Here is a 20,572-nt window from a genome sequence, read left to right as displayed (position 1 = left end):
CACCGATCCGGCGAACCCTCAGCGCTGCGAACTCTGGTGCACGTACTCCACGAGCCCCGTCAACGCGTCCGGGCTCATCGACGGCAGGACCCCGTGCCCGAGGTTGAACACATGCCCCTCAAGCCCCGCGGCGGCGTCGAGCACCTCCTGTGCCTTCGCCTCGACGACCTCGGTCGGAGCGAAGAGCACCGCGGGGTCGAGGTTCCCCTGAAGGGCCCGGCCGGGGCCGACCCGCCGCGCCGCCTCGTCCAGCGGCACACGCCAGTCGACACCCACGACATCCGCGCCCGCCTCGCCCATCAGCCCCAGCAGCTCCCCCGTACCCACACCGAAGTGGATGCGCGGAACGCCGTACGACTCGACGGCCTGGAAGACCTTCGCGGAGGCGGGCATGACCGAGCGCCGGTAGTCGGCGGGGGCGAGGGCGCCGACCCAGGAGTCGAAGAGCTGGACGGCGGAGGCGCCCGCCTCGATCTGCACCTTCAGGAACGCGGCGGTGATGTCGGCGAGCCGGTCGAGCAGGTCGGCCCAGAGCTGCGGGTCGCCGTACATGAGCGACTTGGTGTGCTCGTGGTTGCGGGACGGGCCGCCCTCCACGAGGTAGCTCGCGAGGGTGAAGGGCGCGCCCGCGAAGCCGATGAGGGGCTTCGGGCCGAGTTCACGGGCGAGCAACCCGATCGCCTCGGTGACGTACCAGACGTCGTCGGGCGTCAGCTCGCGCAGCTGGTCCAGGTCGGCGCGGGTGCGGATCGGCTTCTCGACGACGGGGCCCACGCCGGGCTTGATGTCCAGGTCGATGCCGATGGCCTTCAGCGGTACGACGATGTCGCTGAAGTAGATCGCCGCGTCCACGTGGTGCCGGCGGACCGGCTGGAGGGTGATCTCGGCGACCAGCTCGGGCCGCATGCAGGACTCCAGCATGGGGATGCCCTCGCGCACCTTCAGGTACTCGGGCAGAGAGCGTCCGGCCTGCCGCATGAACCACACGGGCGTGTGCGGCACGGGTTCACGCCTGCACGCCTTGAGGAAGGCGGAGTCGTATGTCGCGGTCGGCTGCTGGCCCTTGGGGCGGTCAATGACGCTCACGACGAAAAGTCTCGCACGGTCCGGAGGCACCGGGAGCCGGGGCCCGACGCGGGGCGCCCGGGCCCGCGCCCGACCCGTACCCCACCCGCTCCCGGACCGCGCTCGACCCGCTGCGCGCCCCGCGCTCCGTCCCGTACCGCTGCGAAACGGCGCGTTCAGGGGCGCTTTTCGGCAACGCGATCCGGACAGTGGTCCGGCGCACGGGTGTCTCTCCCTGCGCAAAGGCTCTGTTCCCCTTAATCTTCCCCGCATGGCTGCGGCTCAGGGACGACTGTCGGACGGCGCTGGAATGGACGACCCGAAGGAGGGGGAGCGGGATGCGATGGAGGCGGCTCCGCTGCCTTTTCGAGCCGCCGTCGATGCGTTGAGGGCCGCGCGGTTGCGGCCACAGATCGAGATCGATCCGACGAAGGCACCGCGACGGCTCGCGCCGTTCGCGTACGCGCTGGAGGCCACTGTCGTCGACGGTGACGAGGATCTGGCGGACGGCCGGCTGATCCTGCTGCACGACCCGGCCGGGCACGACGCCTGGCAGGGCTCGTTCCGCATGGTGACGCTGGTCCGCGCGGAGCTGGAGCCGGAGATGGCCGCCGATCCGCTGCTCCCCGACGTCTGCTGGTCCTGGCTGACGGGTGCGCTCCAGGCCCGCGGTCTGTCGTACGGCGAGCCCAGCGGCACGGTCACCCGGGCCGGCTCGCACTACTTCGGCGGTCTGTCGGAGCGGCCCTCGGCGTCGCAGATCGAGATCCGGGCGTCCTGGACGCCCCGCGAAGGTCTGGGCGGCGTCCCGGACACGGCGTCGCATCTGGCTTCCTGGTGCGACCTGCTCGCCCAGATCGCCGGGCTGCCGCCGGCGGCGCCGGGTGACGCGTCCATCGTCACGCTGCCGCAGCGGCGGGGGCCGCAAAGCCGCTAGTCGCTCTACCCGGCGGCGTGCTGGACGGCCTGAGGTCGTCTGCCGGTGCGTCGTGGCTGATCGCGCAGTTCCCCGCGCCCCTTGAGGGGCCTTCCTGAAGCCGTGCCCCGTCAGGGGGTGCGGCTTCAGTCTTGTGTGGGGGCTTGTGCGGGGGCTCGGCGTCAACCTTCCGTCGGTTTTCCCTCTCCCGGGGTGCCGGCGGAGGGTGGCCTGCCGCGTACGCGCCCCGAACGCGCTCCCGTGGCCCCCTCACGTGACCCCGAACCACCCGCGGCCTGCACGAAAACACGTTTGCCCTTTTATCGATACGACCACTTTCGGCCTCGTATCGAAGCGGAGCGGACTCGTTTCGATCTTCGGATGATCGATCGTGCGTCCGAATTGCACGCATTATTACTCACCAAATCGTGATCATTCTCTAAAGGCGGACGGGTTTGATGCCGAAGACCTCTGTGACCTTGAAAGCACGGTTCGTCCCGGCTTCATCCCCACAGCCGGTCCCCCGTCCCGCACCCCAGGAGGCCTGGTGTCCGTTCTCCTTGAGCAGCCCGCAAGCCTGGTCGCCTACCGCCCGAACAAGCCGACCGCGATGGTGGTCGTGGCCGACCCCCGCGTGCGCTCCACCGTCACCCGCCATCTGTGGGCGCTCGGTGTTCGCGACGTGATCGAGGCTTCGTCCGTCGCGGAGGCTCGTCCCCGCATCGGCAACCCCCGCGACATCTGTGTCGCAGACGTCCATCTCCCCGACGGCTCCGGCCTCACCCTCCTGTCCGAAACCCGCGCCGCGGGCTGGCCGAACGGCCTGGCCCTGTCCGCCGCCGACGACATCGGCGCCGTACGCAACGCCCTCGCGGGCGGCGTCAAGGGCTACGTCGTCACCGGCACCCGTACGAACGTCGGGCTGCCCACCCGGCCGGGCGTCGCGCCCATCGGCTCGGCCGCCGCCCGTATGCACCGCCGCCCCCCGGGTTCCCCGAGCCACCCGGGCGGCTACCGCGAGCTGTCCGGCCGTGAGGTCGAGGTGCTCCGGCTGGTGGCGGAGGGCCAGTCGAACAAGGCCATCGGCGTCTCGATGGGCCTGTCCGCGCTGACCGTCAAGAGCCACCTCGCCCGCATCGCCCGCAAGCTCGGCACGGGTGACCGCGCCGGCATGGTGGCGGTGGCCCTGCGCACGGGAATCATCCACTGACCCCCGCCGACCTCACCCCGCCGCCTGAACCGGATCATCCCCTCCGCACCGGCCAGGACGCCCGACCGATGCGGGATTCACCGGCCTGACTGGTTTACGACCCTCTGACGCCCGTCGACGGAACGTTCCGTCGACGGGCGTCTGTCATACACAGATACCCTTGACAGGTGACCGACGCCCAAGAGACCGCAGCAGACAGTTCACTGCGAACCACCGGAGGCGCTCCTCCGGACGACGTCGAACCGGCGCCGATCCCCTTGCTGGAGCCCCGCGACGGAATTCCGCCGGTGATCACCGACGAGGACGCCCTCGCCGAGATGATCGCCGCGTTCGCGGCCGGCACCGGCCCCGTCGCCGTCGACGCCGAGCGGGCGTCCGGCTATCGCTACGGCCAGCGCGCGTATCTGGTGCAGCTGCGCCGCGAGGGCGCGGGCACCGCGCTCGTCGACCCCGTCGCCTGTCCCGACCTGTCGGGCCTGGGCGAGGCGCTCGCCGGAGTGGAGTGGGTGCTGCACGCGGCCACCCAGGATCTGCCGTGTCTGCGGGAGATAGGTATGGTCCCCAGCCGCCTGTTCGACACCGAGCTGGCCGGCCGGCTCGCCGGGTTCCCGCGGGTCGGGCTCGGCGCGATGGTCGAGGGCGTCCTGGGCTTCGTACTGGAGAAGGGGCACTCGGCCGTCGACTGGTCGACGCGCCCGCTGCCCGAGCCGTGGCTGCGCTACGCCGCGCTCGACGTGGAGCTGCTCGTCGACCTGCGGGACGCGCTGGAGAAGGAGCTCGACCGACAGGGCAAGCTGGAGTGGGCCCGCGAGGAGTTCGACGCGATCGCCTCCGCGCCTCCGCCCGAGCCCCGCAAGGACCCGTGGCGCCGTACGTCGGGCATGCACAAGGTGCGCCGCCGCCGGCAGATGGCCGTCGTACGGGAGCTGTGGGAGACCCGGGACCGGGCGGCGCGGCGGCGGGACATCTCGCCCGGCAAGATCCTCGGCGACGGAGCGATCGTCGAGGCCGCGCTCGCCGTACCGGCCAACGTGCACGCGCTCGCCGCGCTGAACGGCTTCGGGCACCGTATGGGCCGGCGCCAGCTGGAGCAGTGGCAGGCGGCCGTGGACCGGGCGAAGGAACTCCCCGACGCCGAGCTGCCGCAGCCGGGTCAGCCGCTCACCGGGCCGCCTCCGCCGCGCGCCTGGGCCGAGAAGGATCCGGCCGCCGCGGCGCGGTTGTCGGCGGCGCGGGCCGCCGTGTCCGCGCTGGCCGAGACGCTCAACATGCCGCAGGAGAATCTGATCACTCCGGACACGGTGCGGAGGGTCTGCTGGGAGCCGCCGGTCGCTCCGGACGCGGCGTCCGTCGCTGCCGCGCTTGCGGGGTACGGGGCCCGGGCCTGGCAGGTTGCGCAGGTCACGCCTGTGCTGGTCGCCGCGCTGGCGGTAAAGGCCAAGCCCAAGGAGTAGGGCCCGGTCCCGGCCGTTCTGGGGCGCCCCTTCGCCGTTGGTGGTGCGGATTCTTCGCGGCTGCCGGTCCGTCGTGGCCGGTCGCGCCCACGCGGCGGAGCCGCAAAATGACACAGCTCCGCGCCCCCAGAGGCGCGGAGCTCCTCTGGGGCTACTTCGTCGCGCCCCTCGTGAAGCCGTTGTAGATGTAGCGCTGCAGGAACAGGAAGACCAGCAGCGTGGGGAGGATGACCAGGACCGCTCCCGCCGAGATGTTCTCCCAATGTGCTCCGAACGGGCCCTTGAAGCGGAACAGCGACGTTGAGATCACGCCAAGATCCTCGGACGGCATGTAGAGGAACGGGATGTAGAAGTCGTTGTACACGGTGATCCCCTTCACGATCACCACCGTCGCGATCGCGGGTTTCAGCAGCGGCAGGATGATCTTCCGGTAGATCGTGAAGGCGTTCGCGCCGTCGAGCCGGGCGGACTCGTCGAGCGAGACGGGGATCGACCGGACGAACTGCAGGAAGATGTAGATCGAGACGATGTCCGTGCCCATGTAGAGCACGATCGGCGCCCAGCGGCTGTCGAACATGCCGAAGCTGTCGACGATCTGGAAGGTCGCCACCTGGGTGGTCACGCCGGGTACGAGCGTGGCGACCAGGAACAGCGCGACGACCAGCTTCCTGAAGCGGAAGGTGTAGCGGTCGATCGCGTACGCCGCCATCGATCCGATGATCACCGTGCCGGTGACGGAGAAGAGCAGGATGAACGCGGTGTTCCCGAACGCCGAGAGCATCCGCCCGTCCTGAAAGGCCGTCACGTAGTTGTCGAAGTTCAGTGGGTCGTCGGGGAGTTGGAGCGCGCCGCTGTCGTTCGCCATCTCCTTCTCCGACTTGAGGGAGGTCAGGAGGACGACGAGGAGGGGCAGCAGGACGACCACGCTCGCGGCGATCAGCGACAGGTAGGTGAGCGTCCGGGCGACTCGGTGGCGCGGGACGCGGGGCATACGGCTCATACGAGGTCCACCTTGTCGTCCGGGACGAGGCGTCGCTGGACCCAGGTCACCGCCAGGATGATCAGCAGCAGGACGACCGCGGCGGCCGAGGCCAGCCCCGTCTTGTTGAACTGGAAGGCCAGCTTCACCGTCTGGATCACGAAGGTCTCCGTGCCGGTCGCGCCGCCGGTCATGATGAACGGCACCTCGAAGGCCGACAGCGAGCCGGAGACGGACAGGATGACGGTCAGGCTGAGTACGGGCCTGATGCCGGGCGCGATGATGTACCGGAACTGGTGCCAGCGGTTGGCCCCGTCCAGCTCTGCCGCCTCGTACAGCTCGCCCGGGACGGACTGGATCGCGCCGAGGAACAGGACGAAGTTCAGGCCCAGGTAGCGCCAGACGGAGACCCCGGCCAGGGAGACGTTCGCGGAGACCGGGGTGCCCAGCCAGGCTCGGTCGGAGTGGACGCCCAGGAGGCTCAGGACCGAGTCGAGGGTGCCGCCGTCCTGGAAGAAGTAGAGGAAGACGAAACCGATCGCCACCCCGTTGATCAGGTACGGGAAGAAGAGCACGCCCTTGAAGAAGTTCCGGAAGCGCACGTCGAAGCTCAGGACCGTCGCGAAGTAGAGGGCGACGACGATCTGCACGACGGAGGCGGCCAGGTAGTAGCCGCTGACGAAGAAGACCTCGAACAGCTCGGGGCGGGTGAAGAGTTCGACGTAGTTCTCGGCGCCCGTGTAGCTCAGCTCCGGACTGACGCCGTCCCAGTCGGTGAAGCTGTACGCGACCATGTTGGCGACCGGCGCGTACGTGAACGTGATCAGCAGGACCAGCGGGGCGGCGAGGAAGAGCCACGGGGTGAGGCCCCGCCGCAGGCGCAGCCGGCGCGGGGCACGGGCGCGTGCCGGGCGGGCGGCGTGCGCGGCCTCCTTCGGCCGCGCCGCCTTCTCGGTCGTGTCCGTCATCAGGACCCCGTGGACTTCCGCGCCTCTTCCCAGCGCTCGCCGAGGTCGCCGAGGAAGTCGTCGAGGCTGCCCTTCCTGGCGCCGCGGGCGAGGTCGACGAGGTCCTGGCGGTAGTCGGGCTTGTAGAGGCCGACCTCCGACTGGTTGTCGATCTCCTTGACCTCCGCGCCCTTCGCGTCGTCGAGTTCGATGAGCTTCACGTCCGCGTCCTCGTACGGTCGCAGCACCGCGGGCAGCGGGGCGCCCTTGACCGGGGAGAGGGTCAGGTTGTCGGCCGCGTAACCGGACTTGTCGGTGAACCAGTCGATCCAGGCGCGGGCCGCCGCCTTGTGGTCGGAGTTGATGTTGACGGCCTGGTTGTAGTCGGGCGACATGGTCGCGCAGAACGTGCCGTCCCGCTGGGCCGGGAAGGGCATGAAGCCGATGTCGTCCGGGTCCGCGCCGGCCTGTTCCGCCGCCGCCCGGAACTGGGTGATCGCCCAGGAGCCGAGCCACATCGTGGCGATGTCGCCCTTGGCCAACTCGGGCTTGGACGCTTCCCAGTTGGTGGCCGTCGGGTCCTTCTCGATCAGCCCCCCGCGCACGATGTCGTACAGCAGGGTGTCGGCGACGCGCAGGTCCTCGCCCTTCGCCCACGGGTCGCCCTCGGCGAGGCGGGACGTGGCGCGGGGGTCGCAGCTGACCGCGCCGTCCATGTAGGTCCACTGCGTCAGCGGCCACATGTCCTTGAAGTTCGTGTAGTACGGGATCGCGTCGGTCTTCGACTTGATGGCCTTCAGACCGTCGACGAACTCGGCCGGTGTGGTGGGCCAGTCGGTGATCCCGGCCTCCTTCCAGACCCGCTTGTTGTAGAGGAAGCCGGGCAGCGCCCCCATCGGGCTCTGCCCGTAGACCTTGCCCTCGACCGTGGTGAAGTCGGTGAACAGGTACTTCTTCGCGCGGTCGGTCCCGGCGCCGAGGGACGCGAAGAACTTGGGGTAGTCGTCCTTCTTGATCACGGCGGGGATCATCAGCACATCGCCGTAGTTCTCGGTGTTCATCCGGATCTTGACCTCGCCCTCGTAGTCCGTGAGGGCGTCGAACTCGACCTTGACCTTCGGATAGGTCCTGTTGAATTCGGCCGCGTACCTTTTCATCGTGCCGTCCTGGACGAGGTCGGTCCGGTGGGTCAGGACCGTGATCGTGCCGGACACCTTCGCCGGGTCGTCGGGGGCCTCGGCGTCCGCGCCCTTCGACGTGCCTCCGCTTCCGGTACAGCCCGCGGCCAGCAGCGCGGCGGCGAGGAGGCTTCCGGCGATCTTCGTGCGGTGGTTCATCTGCACCAGCTCCGTTCGGGGACGGATGAGCACGAGTGGGATGGCTGGTTCCGCACTCTGGCAGTCGTTGCTAAACCGGTAAAGTCCTTATTTCGCCAAGGATTGAGGGGCGTTAACTACCGTCCGGTCAGCATTGGCCTATACCGGTTTAGGAGTGCGCATGCTGGATGTCACGCCGATCCACGAGGGATGGGTCCTGCGGCACGACGGGGCCGAGTTGCCGGCCACGGTGCCGGGCTGCGTGCATACGGATCTGCTGGCAGCGGGGGTCGTGCCGGACCCGTTCCTCGGGCGCGGCGAGGCCGAGGTGGCGTGGGTGGGGCGGCGCGACTGGCTGTACGAGACGACGCTCGCTCCGGCGCCGGGCGGGCACGAGCAGACCGACCTCGTCCTCGACGGCCTGGACACGGTCGCCGAGGTCCGGCTCGACGGCCAACTGCTCGGCGCGGTACGGAACATGCACCGCTCGTACCGCTTCGACGTCACGGGGCTCGGCGGGCGCCTCTCGGTCCACTTCCGGTCCGCGTACGGCGAGGCGGAGGCGGTGCGCGGGCGGCTCGGCGAGCGGCCGAACGCCTACCCCGAGCCCTTCCAGTACCTCCGCAAGATGGCCTGCTCCTTCGGCTGGGACTGGGGTCCGACCCTGGTGACGGCCGGCATCTGGAAACCGGTGCGGCTTGAGCACTGGACGACGGCGCGCATATCCCGGGTGCGTCCGCTCGTGACGGCCGAACAGGGTGTGGGGCGCGTCGAGTTGCACGTGGAGGTCGAGCGGTCACGGGTGGAGGCCGGACTGACGCTGAGCGCCCGCGTGGGCGGGGTCGAGACGGCCGCGGACGTCGTGGGCACGAGTGCGGTCGTACGCGTCGAGGTGCCGGACGTCGACCTGTGGTGGCCGCGCGGCTACGGGGAACAGCCCCTGTACGAGCTGGAGTTGACCCTCTCCGACGCGGGCGGGCCGCTGGACTCCTGGCGTCGCCGCGTCGGCTTCAGGACCGTCGAGCTGGACCGGCGGGACGACGAGCACGGCTCCGGGTTCACCTTCGTCGTCAACGGCGAGCGGCTCTTCGCCCGTGGCGTCAACTGGATCCCGGACGACGTCCTGCCCTCCCGGATCACCCGCGAGCGCTACCGCACCCGGCTGACCCAGGCGGCCGACGCCGGCGTGGACCTCGTACGCGTGTGGGGCGGCGGTCTCTACGAGAGCGAGGACTTCTACGACGCGTGCGACGAGCTGGGCCTGCTGGTCTGGCAGGACTTCCCCTTCGCCTGCGCCGCCTACCCGGAGGAGCAGCCCCTGCGCGGCGAGGTGGAGGCCGAGGCGCGCGAGAACGTCGTACGGCTGATGCCGCATCCCTCGCTCGTGCTGTGGAACGGCAACAACGAGAACCTGTGGGGATTCCGGGACTGGGACTGGGAGCGGCGGCTGGCCGGCGACTCCTGGGGCGAGGGCTATTACCTGGGTCTGCTGCCGCGTGTGGTCGCCGAGTTGGACCCGACCCGGCCGTACACGGCGGGCAGTCCCTGGTCGGGCTCCTGGGACCACCATCCCAACGACCCCGCCCACGGCACCCATCACTCCTGGGAGGTGTGGAACCGGCGGGACTACGCGGACTACCGGCTCGAAGTCCCCCGGTTTGTCGCCGAGTTCGGCTGGCAGGCGCCGCCCGCGTACGCCACGCTGCGGCGCGCCCTGCCAGGCGAGGTGCTCGCGCCCGACTCCCCCGGCATGCTGCACCACCAGAAGGCCGACGACGGCAACGGGAAGCTTGCGCGCGGACTCGCCCGGCACTTCGCCGTGCCCGAACAGGGCTTCGGCGAGGCCGGCTTCGACCGGTGGCACTACCTCACCCAGGTGAACCAGGCACGGGCCGTCGCCACGGGCATCGAGCACTGGCGGGCCAACTGGCCGGTGTGCGCGGGCACGATCGTCTGGCAGCTCAACGACTGCTGGCCGGTGACCAGTTGGGCCGCGATAGACGGGGACGGCCGCGAGAAGCCGCTCTACCACGAGCTGAAACGGCTGTACGCGGACCGGTTGCTGACGCTGCGGCCCCGGCCCGGAGGACTCGTACTGGCGGCCGTCAACCAGTCGGCCGACCCGTGGGCGTGCCGGGTGGTGCTGCGGCGGATGTCGGTGGAGGGCGGGGTGGTGGCGGAGGCCGACGTGGAGGTGGCGGCGGGGGCACGGGCGGTCGGCGACCTGCGCGTACCGCAGGACCTCGTGCCGGTGGGGCCCAAGGAGTTCCTGGTGGCGGACGCGGACGGGAGCGGGAGCGGAGGGGGAGACGTGGGCCCGGGCGGGCTGCGGGCCCTGCACTTTCCCGGCGCCGACCATGAGATCCCGTATCCCCTGCCGCGGTTCGACGTCTCGGTCGCCGCTCCGGGAGAGGTGACGGTCACCGCCCGCACGCTCGTACGGGATCTGCTGCTGCAGGCCGACCGTCTGTCGCCCGCCGCCTCGGCCGACCGGGGGCTCGTCACGCTGCTCCCCGGAGAACGGGTGACCATCGGCGTGCGGGGCTGGGAGACTCTGGGGGATGTGGACGCGGAGACCGTACGCTCCGCCCTGTACTGCGTGGAGCCCGCACGATGACGACACCGTCCCGCGTCACGATCAAGGACGTCGCGGCCCGCGCCGGGGTGTCCAAGGGGGCCGTGTCGCTCGCCTTCAACCACAAACCGGGCGTGTCCGAGGCGACCCGGGACCGGATCTTCGAGGCGGCCCGCCAGCTGGGCTGGACGCCGAACCTCGCCGCGCGGTCGCTGGCCGGGCGGCGGGTGGACGTGGTGGGCCTCGCGATCTGCCGGCCGGCGAGGCTGCTCGGGCTCGAACCGTTCTACATGGAGTTCATCTCGGGTGTGGAGAGCGTGCTGACCGAGCACTCGTGCTCGCTGCTGCTGCGGCTTCTTCGGACGGTGGAGGAGGAGGTCGGGCTCCAGGACTCCTGGTGGCGGGGCAAGCACGTCAGCGGGTCGATCCTGGTGGACTTCCGGGCGGACGATCCGCGGGTGGCCGCCGTCGAACGGCTCGGGATGCCCGTCGTGGCCGTCGGGCACCCCTCCCTGACCGGCGGGCTCACCTCCGTGTGGACCGACGACGCGAGCGCTGTCACGGAGGCCGTGCGGTATCTCGCGGCGCTCGGGCACCGGAGGGTCGCGCGGGTGGGCGGGGCGGCGGCGCTCGGGCACACGGCGATCCGTACAGCCGCGTTCGACGCGGCCGCGCGGGGGCTGGAACTGAGCGGGGCGTGGCAGGTGGCGACGGACTTCTCCGGTGAGGCGGGGGCGCGGGCCACGCGGTCGCTGCTGACCGCGTCCGCCTCGGATCGGCCGACGGCGATCGTCTACGACAACGACATCATGGCGGTGGCCGGGCTGTCGGTGGCGTCCGAGATGGGGCTGTCGGTGCCGGGGGATGTGTCGCTGCTGGCGTGGGACGACTCGCAGCTGTGCCGGTTGACGCATCCGACGTTGTCGGCGATGAGTCATGACGTGCACGGGTTCGGGGCGGAGGTCGCTCGAACGTTGTTCGGCGTCATCACGGGCGGTGAGGGCGGGGGGTCGCATCCTGTGCCCACGCCGGTGCTGACCCCCCGGGGGTCCACGGCGCTGCCACGGTAACGGTCCGTCCGAGGGTGCGGCCCCGGTGGGGGCCGGTCGCGCAGTTCCCCGCGCCCCCAAAAACCGGGGCTGCGCCCCAGCTTTTGCCCTCGCGGGGGGCGCGGAAAACGGCGCGACCAGCCCCACCCCGCCCTTTCAGGGGCGCGGGGAACTGCGCGCTCAGCCACGACCCACCCGCACCTGACACACAACGTCACCCCACCCCTCCCAGGGGCGCGGGGAACTGCGCGACCGGCCACAGGGGGCCCGCACGTGTGACACGTGTTCGCCCCGCGGCCACACTGGAAGTGTGACCTTCGCCGCTCCGGGCCCCGGGACTGGGCAGCTACGTTACCCGTAAGTAGCATGGGACCTGAGCGCGCGCTCAGCGCATCGCATCGCAGCAGTGCAATCCGCATCTGGAGGAGAGCCATCGTGCCTCGTACCGTCAGGGACGTCGTCTTCGTCGACGGCGTCCGCACCCCGTTCGGCAAGGCGGGCCCGAAGGGCATCTACCACGAGACCCGCGCCGACGACCTCGTCGTGAAGGCGATCCGGGAGCTGCTGCGCCGCAACCCCGGACTCGACCCGAAGAAGATCGACGAGGTCGCCATCGCCGCGACCACGCAGATCGGCGACCAGGGTCTGACGCTGGGCCGCACGGCCGGCATCCTGGCCGGGCTGCCCCAGTCCGTGCCCGGCTACTCGATCGACCGCATGTGCGCCGGCGCGCTGACCGCCGTGACGACCGCGGCCGGCTCCGTCGCCTTCGGCGCGTACGACGCCGTCATCGCCGGCGGTGTCGAGCACATGGGCCGCCACCCCATGGGCGAGGGCGTGGACCCGAACCCCCGCTTCGTCAGTGACAAGCTCGTCGACGAGTCGGCCCTCTTCATGGGCATGACCGCCGAGAACCTGCACGACCGCTACCCCACGATCACCAAGCAGCGCGCCGACGAGTACGCCGTGCGCTCGCAGGAGAAGGCCGCCAAGGCGTACGCCAACGGCAAGATCCAGCAGGACCTGGTGCCGATCTCGGTGCGCAACACCAACGCGGAGGTCGGCGAGACGGGCTGGGGCCTGGTCACCGCCGACGAGCCGATGCGCCCCGGCACCACCCTGGAGAACCTGGCCGGCCTCAAGACCCCGTTCCGCGTACACGGCCGGGTCACCGCCGGTAACGCGGCCGGTCTGAACGACGGCGCCACCGCCTCGATCATCGCGTCCGAGGAATTCGCCCGCGAGCACGACCTGCCGGTCCGGATGCGGCTCGTCTCGTACGCCTTCGCGGGCGTCGAGCCGGAGGTCATGGGCTACGGCCCGATCCCCGCCACCGAGAAGGCCCTCGCGAAGGCCGGTCTGTCGATCGAGGACATCAACCTCTTCGAGATCAACGAGGCCTTCGCCGTCCAGGTCCTCGCGTTCCTGGAGCACTACGGCATCGCCGACGACGACGCGCGCGTCAACCAGTACGGCGGCGCCATCGCGTACGGCCACCCGCTGGCCTCCTCCGGCGTCCGGCTGATGACCCAGCTGGCCCGCCAGTTCGAGGAGCAGCCGGAGGTCCGTTACGGCCTCACCACCATGTGCGTCGGCTTCGGCATGGGCGCCACGGTGATCTGGGAGAACCCGCACCACAAGGACGCCGGAGGCGACAAGTGAGCACCACTGAACTCCTGAAGGGCGCAGCGGAGCTGTTCCCCGACGAGGTCGTGACGTCGGCGCACGTACGCCACCTCGACCTGCCCTTCAACGCGGGGCGCTTCGCGCTCATCACGCTGGACAACGGCTTCGACCACACCAAGCCGACCACCTTCGGCCCGGCCTCGCTGGCGAACCTCAACGCCGCGATCGACCAGGTCGAGAAGGAGGCCGCGGCCGGCGAGATCATCGGCGTCGGCGTCACCGGCAAGCCGTTCATCTTCGCCGTCGGCGCGGACCTCAAGGGCGTCGAGCTCCTCAAGGAGCACAAGGACGCGCTCGCCATCGGCAAGGGCGGCCACGAGGTCTTCAAGCGGCTGTCCGCCCTCGCGGTCCCGACGTTCGCGTACTACAACGGCGCGGCCATGGGCGGCGGGGTCGAGGTCGGTCTGCACTGCAGCTACCGCACGGTCTCCGCGTCCCTGCCCGCCTTCTCGCTCCCCGAGGTCTTCCTCGGCCTGGTGCCCGGCTGGGGCGGCTGCGCCCTGCTGCCGAACCTGATCGGCGCCGACAAGGCCGTCTCGGTGATCATCGAGAACTCGCTCAACCAGAACAAGCAGCTCAAGGGCGTGCAGGTCTACGAGCTGGGGATCGCCGACGCGCTCTTCGAGGGCGCGGACTTCCTTGAGCAGTCGCTGCTCTGGACGGCGTCCGTCCTCAAGGGCGAGATCGTCGTCGACCGCCCGGTCATCGACCGCGGCGAGGCCTGGGACCAGGCCGTCGCCAAGGGCCGCTTCATCGCGGACAGCAAGGTGCACGGGGCGGCCCCGGCCGCGTACCGCGCCCTCGACATCATCGCCGCCGCGAAGAACGGCGACCTGCAGCAGGGCTTCGACGCCGAGGACAAGGCGCTCGCCGACCTGATCATGGGCGGTGAACTGCGCTCCGGCATCTACGCGTTCAACCTGGTGCAGAAGCGCGGCAAGCGTCCGGCCGGTGCCCCGGACAAGTCCCTCGCGCGTCCGGTCACCAAGGTCGGTGTCGTCGGCGCCGGTCTGATGGCCTCGCAGCTCGCCCTGCTCTTCCTGCGCCGCCTGGAGGTGCCGGTCGTACTGACCGACATCGACCAGGAGCGCGTCGACAAGGGTGTGGGCTACGTCCACGCCGAGATCGACAAGCTGCTCGGCAAGGGCCGCGTCAACCAGGACAAGGCCAACCGCCTCAAGGCCCTGGTCTCCGGTGTCCTGGACAAGGCCGAGGGCTTCGCGGACGCGGACTTCGTCATCGAGGCCGTGTTCGAGGAGATCGGCGTCAAGCAGCAGGTGTTCGCGGAGGTCGAGGCGGTCGCCCCGGCGCACGCGATCCTCGCCACCAACACCTCCTCGCTGTCGGTGACCGAGATGGCGTCGAAGCTCAAGAACCCCGAGCGGGTCGTGGGCTTCCACTTCTTCAACCCGGTCGCGATCCTGCCGCTCCTGGAGATCGTGCGGGGCGAGCAGACGGACGACGCCGCGCTCGCGACCGCCTTCGGCGTGGCCAAGAAGCTGAAGAAGACCGCGGTCCTGGTGAAGGACGCCCCGGCGTTCGTCGTGAACCGCATCCTCACCCGCTTCATGGGCGAGATCCAGAACGTCATCGACGAGGGCACGCCGGTCGCGGTCGCCGAGAAGGCGGTCGAGCCGCTGGGGCTGCCGATGTCTCCGCTGGTCCTCCTTGAGCTGGTCGGTCCTGCCATCGGTCTGCACGTCTCCGAGACGCTCAACCGGGCCTTCCCCGACCGCTTCACGGTCTCCCCGAACCTCGCGGCGGTCGTCAAGGCCGGGAAGCGCGGCTTCTACGTGTACGACTCCGGGAAGCCGGAGCTGGACCCCGAGGTCGCCGCGCTGCTGAAGCAGGGCGATGTCGTCCTGAGCGAGGAGCAGGTGCGGGCGCGGGTGCTCGACGCCGTCGCGCAGGAGATCGGGCTCATGCTCGACGAGGGTGTCGTGGCCGAGGCGCAGGATGTCGACCTGTGCCTGATCACCGGTGCGGGGTGGCCCTTCCACCTCGGTGGCATCACGCCGTACCTGGACCGTGAGGGTGTCTCCCAGCGGGCGAACGGCAAGCCGTTCCTGGCACCGGGTGTGGCGTCGGTCCCGGCGTAGCTTTTCTCGGGGGCTCCGCCCCCGAACCCCCGGTCCTCAAACGCCGGACGGGCTACCCATGTAGCCCGTCCGGCGTTTGAGGACGAGCGCGCAGCGCGACAGGGGGTCTGGGGCGCAGCCCCAGGGGACGGGAACGGGAAGGGGCGGCGGGGGCGGATCAAATGCTCTGCCAGGCCTCCAGCGCCAGGCCCGGCTCGTCCTTGCGGTGGGTCAGCGAGAGCGCCCCCGTGGACGGCGCGAGGGTCGCCGCGACCACCCGCCCCTGTGCGTCCTCGGCGAGAGACACCTGCGCGTCGGCGGGAAGCTCAGGCCCCGAGTCCGTCCACCACGCCCCCGCCGACTCCTGCTCCGTCGGATACGCGGCGAACGCCACCCGCCCACTCGCGGACCGCTGCGCGAGCAGCGTGCAGTCGACGCCGTCGAGCGTGCAGCGGATCGCGGACACCGCCCCGGGCCCCGCGCAGCCGAGGAGTTCCACCGGCTCCGCACCCGCCCGCCACGCGCACACCGTGTCGTTGTCGTCCGTGTAGAACAGCGTCACATGCTCGTCGGAGGTGGTCAGCGCCCGCAGGGTTCCCGGCCGGACCGCCACCTTCAGCGGCTCCTCGTCGAGCGCGGGGATGTGGCCGGGACCGGCCTGCGTCCAGCGCAGGATGCCGGCCGGCGTGGCCGCGTACAGCTCGACGCGTCCGGACGCGCGGGTGACGGCGGCGAGTTCGCCGGTGACCTCGCGGCCCTTGAGGTCGCGCCAGGGGCCCCAGCCCCCGCGCTCCTTCTGGCCGCGCATGCTGACCCCGCCGCCCTTGTTTCGGACGAAGACATGCGCGCGGCCCTCGGCGTCCACGGTGACGGCCGGTACGCCGGTCCGGCCCCCTTTGGCGTTGGGGTGCCCGAGCGGGTTCCAGTCGAGGGCCGCGAGGTGCGGTCTGAAGTGGGTCGAGTGGACGAGTCCGGCCTCCCCGGCGACGGTGGGCCGCCAGGAGACCAGGTGGGCGTAGGCGTCGGCTCCCTGGCCCACGGCGAGCACCGGGTTGACGCGCTGGTCGCCGCCGACCGCGCGGGGCGCCGCCCAGGGGCCGTCGGGACGTTGCTCGGCCCAGCACCACACCGCTTCCTCCATCGGAGCGTAGGCGCTGAGTCTGCCGTCCCGGCCGCGTATGAGCCAGGTGCCGTTGAGTGTGCGGGCCATTGACACTCCCCCACTCTAATCGGGCCGTGTGATCGCCCTCCGTGCGACCCTGGCCGTATGGACGCCGCCCCGCTCGTGATCGTCGACGCCGCCAACGTGGTGGGGTCCGTCCCCGACGGCTGGTGGCGCGACCGCCGGGGCGCCGCGGAGCGCGTACGGGACCAGCTCGTCCCGTACGCCGACGAAGGCCTCCCGGGCCTCGCGGGGCCCCTGGAGCTGGTCCTCGTGGTCGAGGGCGGCGCCCGCGGTGTGACGTCCGTGCCCGGGGTACGGGTCGTGGCGGCGCCCGGCAGCGGGGACGACCGGATCGTGGAGCTGGTCGCCGAACACCCGGACCGCGCGCGCCTGGTGGTCACGGCGGACCGGGAACTGCGGCGCAGGGTGACGGAGTTGGGTGCCGAGGTCACGGGTCCGAGGACCGTCCGACCGTGACCTCGCGGTCCCGTGCCCGGTCAACTCCGGTCGGCGGCTGCCTTCTCGTCCCGGCCGAGGCGGCTGTGCGAGCGGCCGTAGAGGAAGTACACGAGGAAGCCGAGGGCCATCCAGACGGCGAACCGCAGCCAGGTCTCGGCGGGCAGGTTCAGCATCAGCCACAGCGAGGCGAGGACCGAGACGATCGGCAGGATCGGGACCAGCGGGGTGCGGAAGGCGCGGGGCAGGTCCGGGCGGGTGCGGCGCAGGATGATCACGCCGACCGCGACGACGACGAACGCGAACAGCGTGCCGATGTTCACCAGCTCGGCCAGCTCGCTGAGGCTGGTGAAGCCGGCCACGATCGCGATGATCACGCCGAGCAGGATGGTCGGCCGGTGCGGGGTCCTGAACCGCGGGTGGACGTGCGAGAAGAAGCGCGGCAGCAGTCCGTCGCGGCTCATCGCGAAGAAGACCCGGGTCTGGCCGAGCAGCAGGATCATGCAGACCGTCGTGAGGCCGACGGCGGCGCCGAAGCTGATGAAGCCCGCGTACCAGGGGTGTCCGGTGGCCTTGAAGGCGTCGGCCAGCGGCGCGTCCACGGACAGCTTGGTGTAGTGCTGCATGCCGGTCACGACGACCGACACCGCCACGTACAGCGTCGTACAGATGAGGAGTGAGCCGAGGATGCCGCGGGGCATGTCCCGCTGGGGGTTCCTGGTCTCCTCGGCGGCCGTGGCCACCACGTCGAAGCCGATGAAGGCGAAGAAGACGACGGAGGCGGCGGTGAAGATGCCCATCACACCGAAGTTCGAGGGCGCCCAGCCGAACATCAGCTGGATGAGCGGCGAGTCGAGACCGCTGCCCGCGTCCACGGGCTTCGCCTTCGGGACGAACGGGTCGTAGTTGTCGCCCTTGATGAAGAAGGCACCGGCGATGATCACGACGAGGACGACGGTCACCTTGATGGCGACCACGACGGCGGTGACCCGCGCGGAGAGCTTCGTACCGACCACGAGGATGCCGGTGAGCACCAGGACGAGGGCGGCGGCGAGGATGTCGAAGCCGAAGCCGTCGGCGCCCTCTCTGCCGCTGAGCGCCGCGGGCAGGTGCCAGCCCGCGTTGTCGAGCAGCGAGGCGATGTAGCCGGACCAGCCGACCGCGACCACCGCGGTGCCGAGGGCGAACTCCAGCACGAGGTCCCAGCCGATGATCCAGGCGGGCAGTTCACCGAGGGAGGCGTACGAGAAGGTGTACGCGGAGCCGGCCACCGGGACCGTGGAGGCGAACTCGGCGTAGCAGAGCGCGGCGAGCGCGCAGACGACCCCGGCCACGACGAAGGCCAGGGCGACGGCGGGACCGGCGTTGTTCTTGGCGACCGTGCCGGTGAGGACGAAGATGCCGGTGCCGATGATGACACCGACGCCGAAGACGGTCAGATCCAGGGCGGACAGGGATTTCTTGAGCGCGTGCTCCGGTTCCTCGGTGTCCTGGATGGACTGCTCGATCTTCTTCGTCCTGAAGAGGGTGCTGCTCACGGGCGTACCTCCCACGCTTGTCGTCCTCGACATGATCGAGAGGGTGCGTGGTCCGTATGCCCCGGCGCGTGGGGATTCACGCGCATGGGCCGGTTCAGCCACCGTAAAGGGTGCGGAACCGGCCCATGCGGGTGTGACGGCCGGGTGTGCAGATCAGGCGGGCGTGTCAGTCGCGGGCGGGCTCCGGGGTGGCGTGGGCCTGGTCGTACCGTCCGTCGAGCTTGGAGACGAGTCCGGTGACCTGCCGCGCGATGTCCGGTGCGGTCAGCCCGATCTCGGCCATGACCTCCTTGCGGGAGGCGTGGTCGAGGAAGCGCGGCGGGATGCCGAAGTCGCGCAGGGGTACGTCCACCCCGGCGTCGCGCAGGGCCTGGGCGATCGCCGAGCCGACGCCGCCGACGCGGGAGTTGTCCTCGACGGTGACGACCACGCGGTGCCGCTCGGCGAGCGGGGCCATGGCCTCGTCGACGGGTTTGACCCAGCGGGGGTCGACGACGGTGGTGGAGATGCCCTGCTGGTCGAGGAGGCCGGCGATCTCCAGGCACATGGGCGCGAGGGCGCCGACCGAGACGAGGAGCACGTCCGGGGTGTCCGTGCCGGGCTCCCGCAGGACGTCCATGCCTCCGACGCGGCCCACGGCGGGTACGGCCGGGCCGACCGCGCCCTTGGAGAAGCGGACCACGGTCGGCGCGTCCGTGACCTGGACGGCCTCCCGCAGCTGGGCACGGACCTGGTCGGCGTCGCGGGGCGCGGCGAGCCTGAGACCCGGTACGACCTGGAGGATCGACATGTCCCACATACCGTTGTGGGAGGCGCCGTCCGTGCCGGTGACGCCGGCCCGGTCGAGCACGAAGGTGACGCCGCACTTGTGCAGGGCCACGTCCATGAGGACCTGGTCGAAGGCGCGGTTGAGGAAGGTCGCGTAGACCGCGAAGACGGGGTGCAGTCCGCCGGTGGCGAGGCCGGCGGCCGAGACGGCGCCGTGCTGCTCGGCGATGCCGACGTCGTAGATGCGGTTCGGGAAGGCGTCCGCGAACTTCTTCAGGCCGACCGGCTGCAGCATGGCCGCCGTGATCGCGACGACGTCCTCGCGCTCCTTGCCGAGCGCGACCATCTCGTCGCCGAAGACGGAGGTCCAGTCGGCGCCGGACGCCTTGATGGGCAGGCCCGTGTCGGGGTGGATGGGGCCGATGCCGTGGAAGCGGTCCGCCTCGTCGCTCAGGGCGGGCTGGTAGCCGCGGCCCTTCTCGGTGAGGCAGTGCACGATGACCGGGCCGCCGAAGCGCTTGGCGCGGGCGAGCGCGGACTCCAGGGCCTCCAGGTCGTGCCCGTCGATGGGGCCGACGTACTTCAGGCCCAGGTCCTCGAACATGCCCTGCGGGGCGATGAAGTCCTTGAGGCCCTTCTTGGCGCCGTGCAGGGTCTCGTAGAGGGGCTTGCCGACGACGGGCGTACGCCCCAGGAGGTCCTTGCCGCGGGCCAGGAAGCGCTCGTAGCCGTCGGTGGTGCGCAGGGTCGCCAGGTGGTTCGCGAGGCCGCCGATGGTGGGCGCGTACGACCGCTCGTTGTCGTTGACGACGATGACGAGCGGGCGGTCCTTGGCGTCGGCGATGTTGTTGAGCGCCTCCCAGGCCATGCCGCCGGTGAGCGCCCCGTCGCCGATGACGGCGACGACGTGGTGGTCGTCCTTGCGCAGCACCTCGTTGGCCTTGGCGAGGCCGTCGGCCCAGCCGAGGACCGTGGAGGCGTGGCTGTTCTCGATGACGTCGTGCTCGGACTCGGCCTGTGAGGGGTAGCCGGACAGGCCGCCCTTCATCTTCAGCTTCGAGAAGTCCTGGCGGCCCGTGAGCAGCTTGTGGACGTAGGACTGGTGTCCGGTGTCCCACAGGATCCGGTCCTTGGGGGACTCGAAGACCCGGTGCAGGGCGATGGTCAGCTCGACGACACCGAGGTTGGGGCCGAGGTGGCCGCCGGTCTTGGACACCGCGTCGACCAGGAAGGTCCTGATCTCTTCCGCGAGCTGGTCCAGCTGCTCCGGGCTGAGCCGGTCCAGATCGCGCGGTCCCTTGATGCGGGTCAGCAGCGGCACCCGTGCCTCCTTGCAGTAGAGCGATCGAGCGTTGCCGGGCCTGTCGAGT

Annotated in this window: 15 protein-coding genes; 8 read left to right on the top strand and 7 right to left on the bottom strand. The window is 70.6% G+C overall.

Translation table 11 applies throughout. The annotated features are described in order from the left end of the window. Nucleotides 1-18: 18 nt before the first annotated feature. Nucleotides 19-1,086, bottom strand: a complete 1,068-nt coding sequence (gene hemE / locus ACH4DZ_RS40445; RefSeq protein ID WP_398294081.1) for a uroporphyrinogen decarboxylase — start codon at nt 1,084-1,086, stop codon at nt 19-21. A 289-nt stretch (nt 1,087-1,375) separates the two neighbouring features. Here hemE and ACH4DZ_RS40440 point away from each other — a divergent pair, with 289 nt between their 5' ends. From ACH4DZ_RS40440 to ACH4DZ_RS40430, 3 genes are all read left to right on the top strand, one after another. Beyond that, on the top strand, nt 1,376-2,002 hold the full coding sequence (locus ACH4DZ_RS40440) for a DUF3000 domain-containing protein (RefSeq protein ID WP_398294206.1): 627 nt from the start codon (nt 1,376-1,378) through the stop codon (nt 2,000-2,002). Nucleotides 2,003-2,528: 526 nt separating this feature from the next. Next, a complete protein-coding gene (locus ACH4DZ_RS40435) occupies nt 2,529-3,191 on the top strand; it encodes a response regulator transcription factor (RefSeq protein WP_055514175.1) in 663 nt (220 codons plus the stop codon). Between the two features lie 167 nt (nt 3,192-3,358). Then, nucleotides 3,359-4,645, top strand: coding sequence for an HRDC domain-containing protein (locus ACH4DZ_RS40430; protein ID WP_398294079.1), 1,287 nt, complete (start codon nt 3,359-3,361; stop codon nt 4,643-4,645). A gap of 151 nt (nt 4,646-4,796) precedes the next feature. Here ACH4DZ_RS40430 and ACH4DZ_RS40425 read toward each other — a convergent pair whose 3' ends face one another. The 3 genes from ACH4DZ_RS40425 to ACH4DZ_RS40415 are packed head-to-tail and all read right to left on the bottom strand — an operon-like array spanning nt 4,797 to nt 7,908. Beyond that, nucleotides 4,797-5,645, bottom strand: coding sequence for a carbohydrate ABC transporter permease (locus tag ACH4DZ_RS40425; RefSeq protein WP_398294077.1), 849 nt, complete (start codon nt 5,643-5,645; stop codon nt 4,797-4,799). Continuing rightward, nucleotides 5,642-6,592 carry a carbohydrate ABC transporter permease gene (locus ACH4DZ_RS40420; RefSeq protein WP_398294075.1) on the bottom strand — a complete coding sequence of 317 codons (951 nt, stop codon included), beginning with the start codon at nt 6,590-6,592 and terminating at the stop codon, nt 5,642-5,644. The genes ACH4DZ_RS40425 and ACH4DZ_RS40420 overlap by 4 nt, the downstream gene beginning before the upstream one ends. Further along, nucleotides 6,592-7,908: an ABC transporter substrate-binding protein gene (locus ACH4DZ_RS40415; protein WP_398294073.1), complete on the bottom strand. Its 1,317-nt coding sequence runs from the start codon at nt 7,906-7,908 to the stop codon at nt 6,592-6,594. The genes ACH4DZ_RS40420 and ACH4DZ_RS40415 overlap by 1 nt, the downstream gene beginning before the upstream one ends. Nucleotides 7,909-8,068: 160 nt before the next feature. On the opposite strand from ACH4DZ_RS40415, the gene ACH4DZ_RS40410 reads away from it, so the two are divergent. The 4 genes from ACH4DZ_RS40410 (at nt 8,069) to ACH4DZ_RS40395 (ending at nt 15,296) form a co-directional block, all read left to right on the top strand. Continuing rightward, nucleotides 8,069-10,504 carry a glycoside hydrolase family 2 protein gene (locus tag ACH4DZ_RS40410; RefSeq protein ID WP_398294071.1) on the top strand — a complete coding sequence of 812 codons (2,436 nt, stop codon included), beginning with the start codon at nt 8,069-8,071 and terminating at the stop codon, nt 10,502-10,504. Beyond that, a complete protein-coding gene (locus tag ACH4DZ_RS40405) occupies nt 10,501-11,532 on the top strand; it encodes a LacI family DNA-binding transcriptional regulator (RefSeq protein ID WP_398294069.1) in 1,032 nt (343 codons plus the stop codon). Before ACH4DZ_RS40410 ends, ACH4DZ_RS40405 begins: the two co-directional genes overlap by 4 nt. A gap of 414 nt (nt 11,533-11,946) precedes the next feature. Next, complete coding sequence (locus ACH4DZ_RS40400; protein WP_107022155.1) at nt 11,947-13,173, top strand: acetyl-CoA C-acyltransferase; 1,227 nt, start codon at nt 11,947-11,949, stop codon at nt 13,171-13,173. Continuing rightward, nucleotides 13,170-15,296: a 3-hydroxyacyl-CoA dehydrogenase NAD-binding domain-containing protein gene (locus tag ACH4DZ_RS40395; RefSeq protein WP_398294067.1), complete on the top strand. Its 2,127-nt coding sequence runs from the start codon at nt 13,170-13,172 to the stop codon at nt 15,294-15,296. Before ACH4DZ_RS40400 ends, ACH4DZ_RS40395 begins: the two co-directional genes overlap by 4 nt. 157 nt (nt 15,297-15,453) lie before the next feature. Here the strand turns inward: ACH4DZ_RS40395 and ACH4DZ_RS40390 are convergent, their stop codons facing one another. Beyond that, nucleotides 15,454-16,485: a hypothetical protein gene (locus ACH4DZ_RS40390; protein WP_398294065.1), complete on the bottom strand. Its 1,032-nt coding sequence runs from the start codon at nt 16,483-16,485 to the stop codon at nt 15,454-15,456. A 57-nt stretch (nt 16,486-16,542) separates the two neighbouring features. Here ACH4DZ_RS40390 and ACH4DZ_RS40385 point away from each other — a divergent pair, with 57 nt between their 5' ends. Beyond that, entirely contained in the window at nt 16,543-16,917 is a 375-nt protein-coding gene (locus ACH4DZ_RS40385; protein WP_398294063.1) for an NTP pyrophosphohydrolase, read from the top strand. 20 nt (nt 16,918-16,937) lie between these two features. Here ACH4DZ_RS40385 and ACH4DZ_RS40380 read toward each other — a convergent pair whose 3' ends face one another. Next, nucleotides 16,938-18,434, bottom strand: a complete 1,497-nt coding sequence (locus ACH4DZ_RS40380) for an amino acid permease (RefSeq protein WP_398294061.1) — start codon at nt 18,432-18,434, stop codon at nt 16,938-16,940. A gap of 166 nt (nt 18,435-18,600) precedes the next feature. Then, nucleotides 18,601-20,523, bottom strand: coding sequence for a 1-deoxy-D-xylulose-5-phosphate synthase (gene dxs / locus ACH4DZ_RS40375; RefSeq protein WP_398294059.1), 1,923 nt, complete (start codon nt 20,521-20,523; stop codon nt 18,601-18,603). Nucleotides 20,524-20,572: the final 49 nt, after the last annotated feature.

Origin of the sequence: Streptomyces sp. NPDC017991 (genome assembly GCF_044328075.1) — a bacterium.
Classification (GTDB): domain Bacteria; phylum Actinomycetota; class Actinomycetes; order Streptomycetales; family Streptomycetaceae; genus Streptomyces.
The sequence above is the reverse complement of the archived record's forward strand: the minus strand, read 5'-3'. Positions and strand labels throughout refer to the sequence as shown.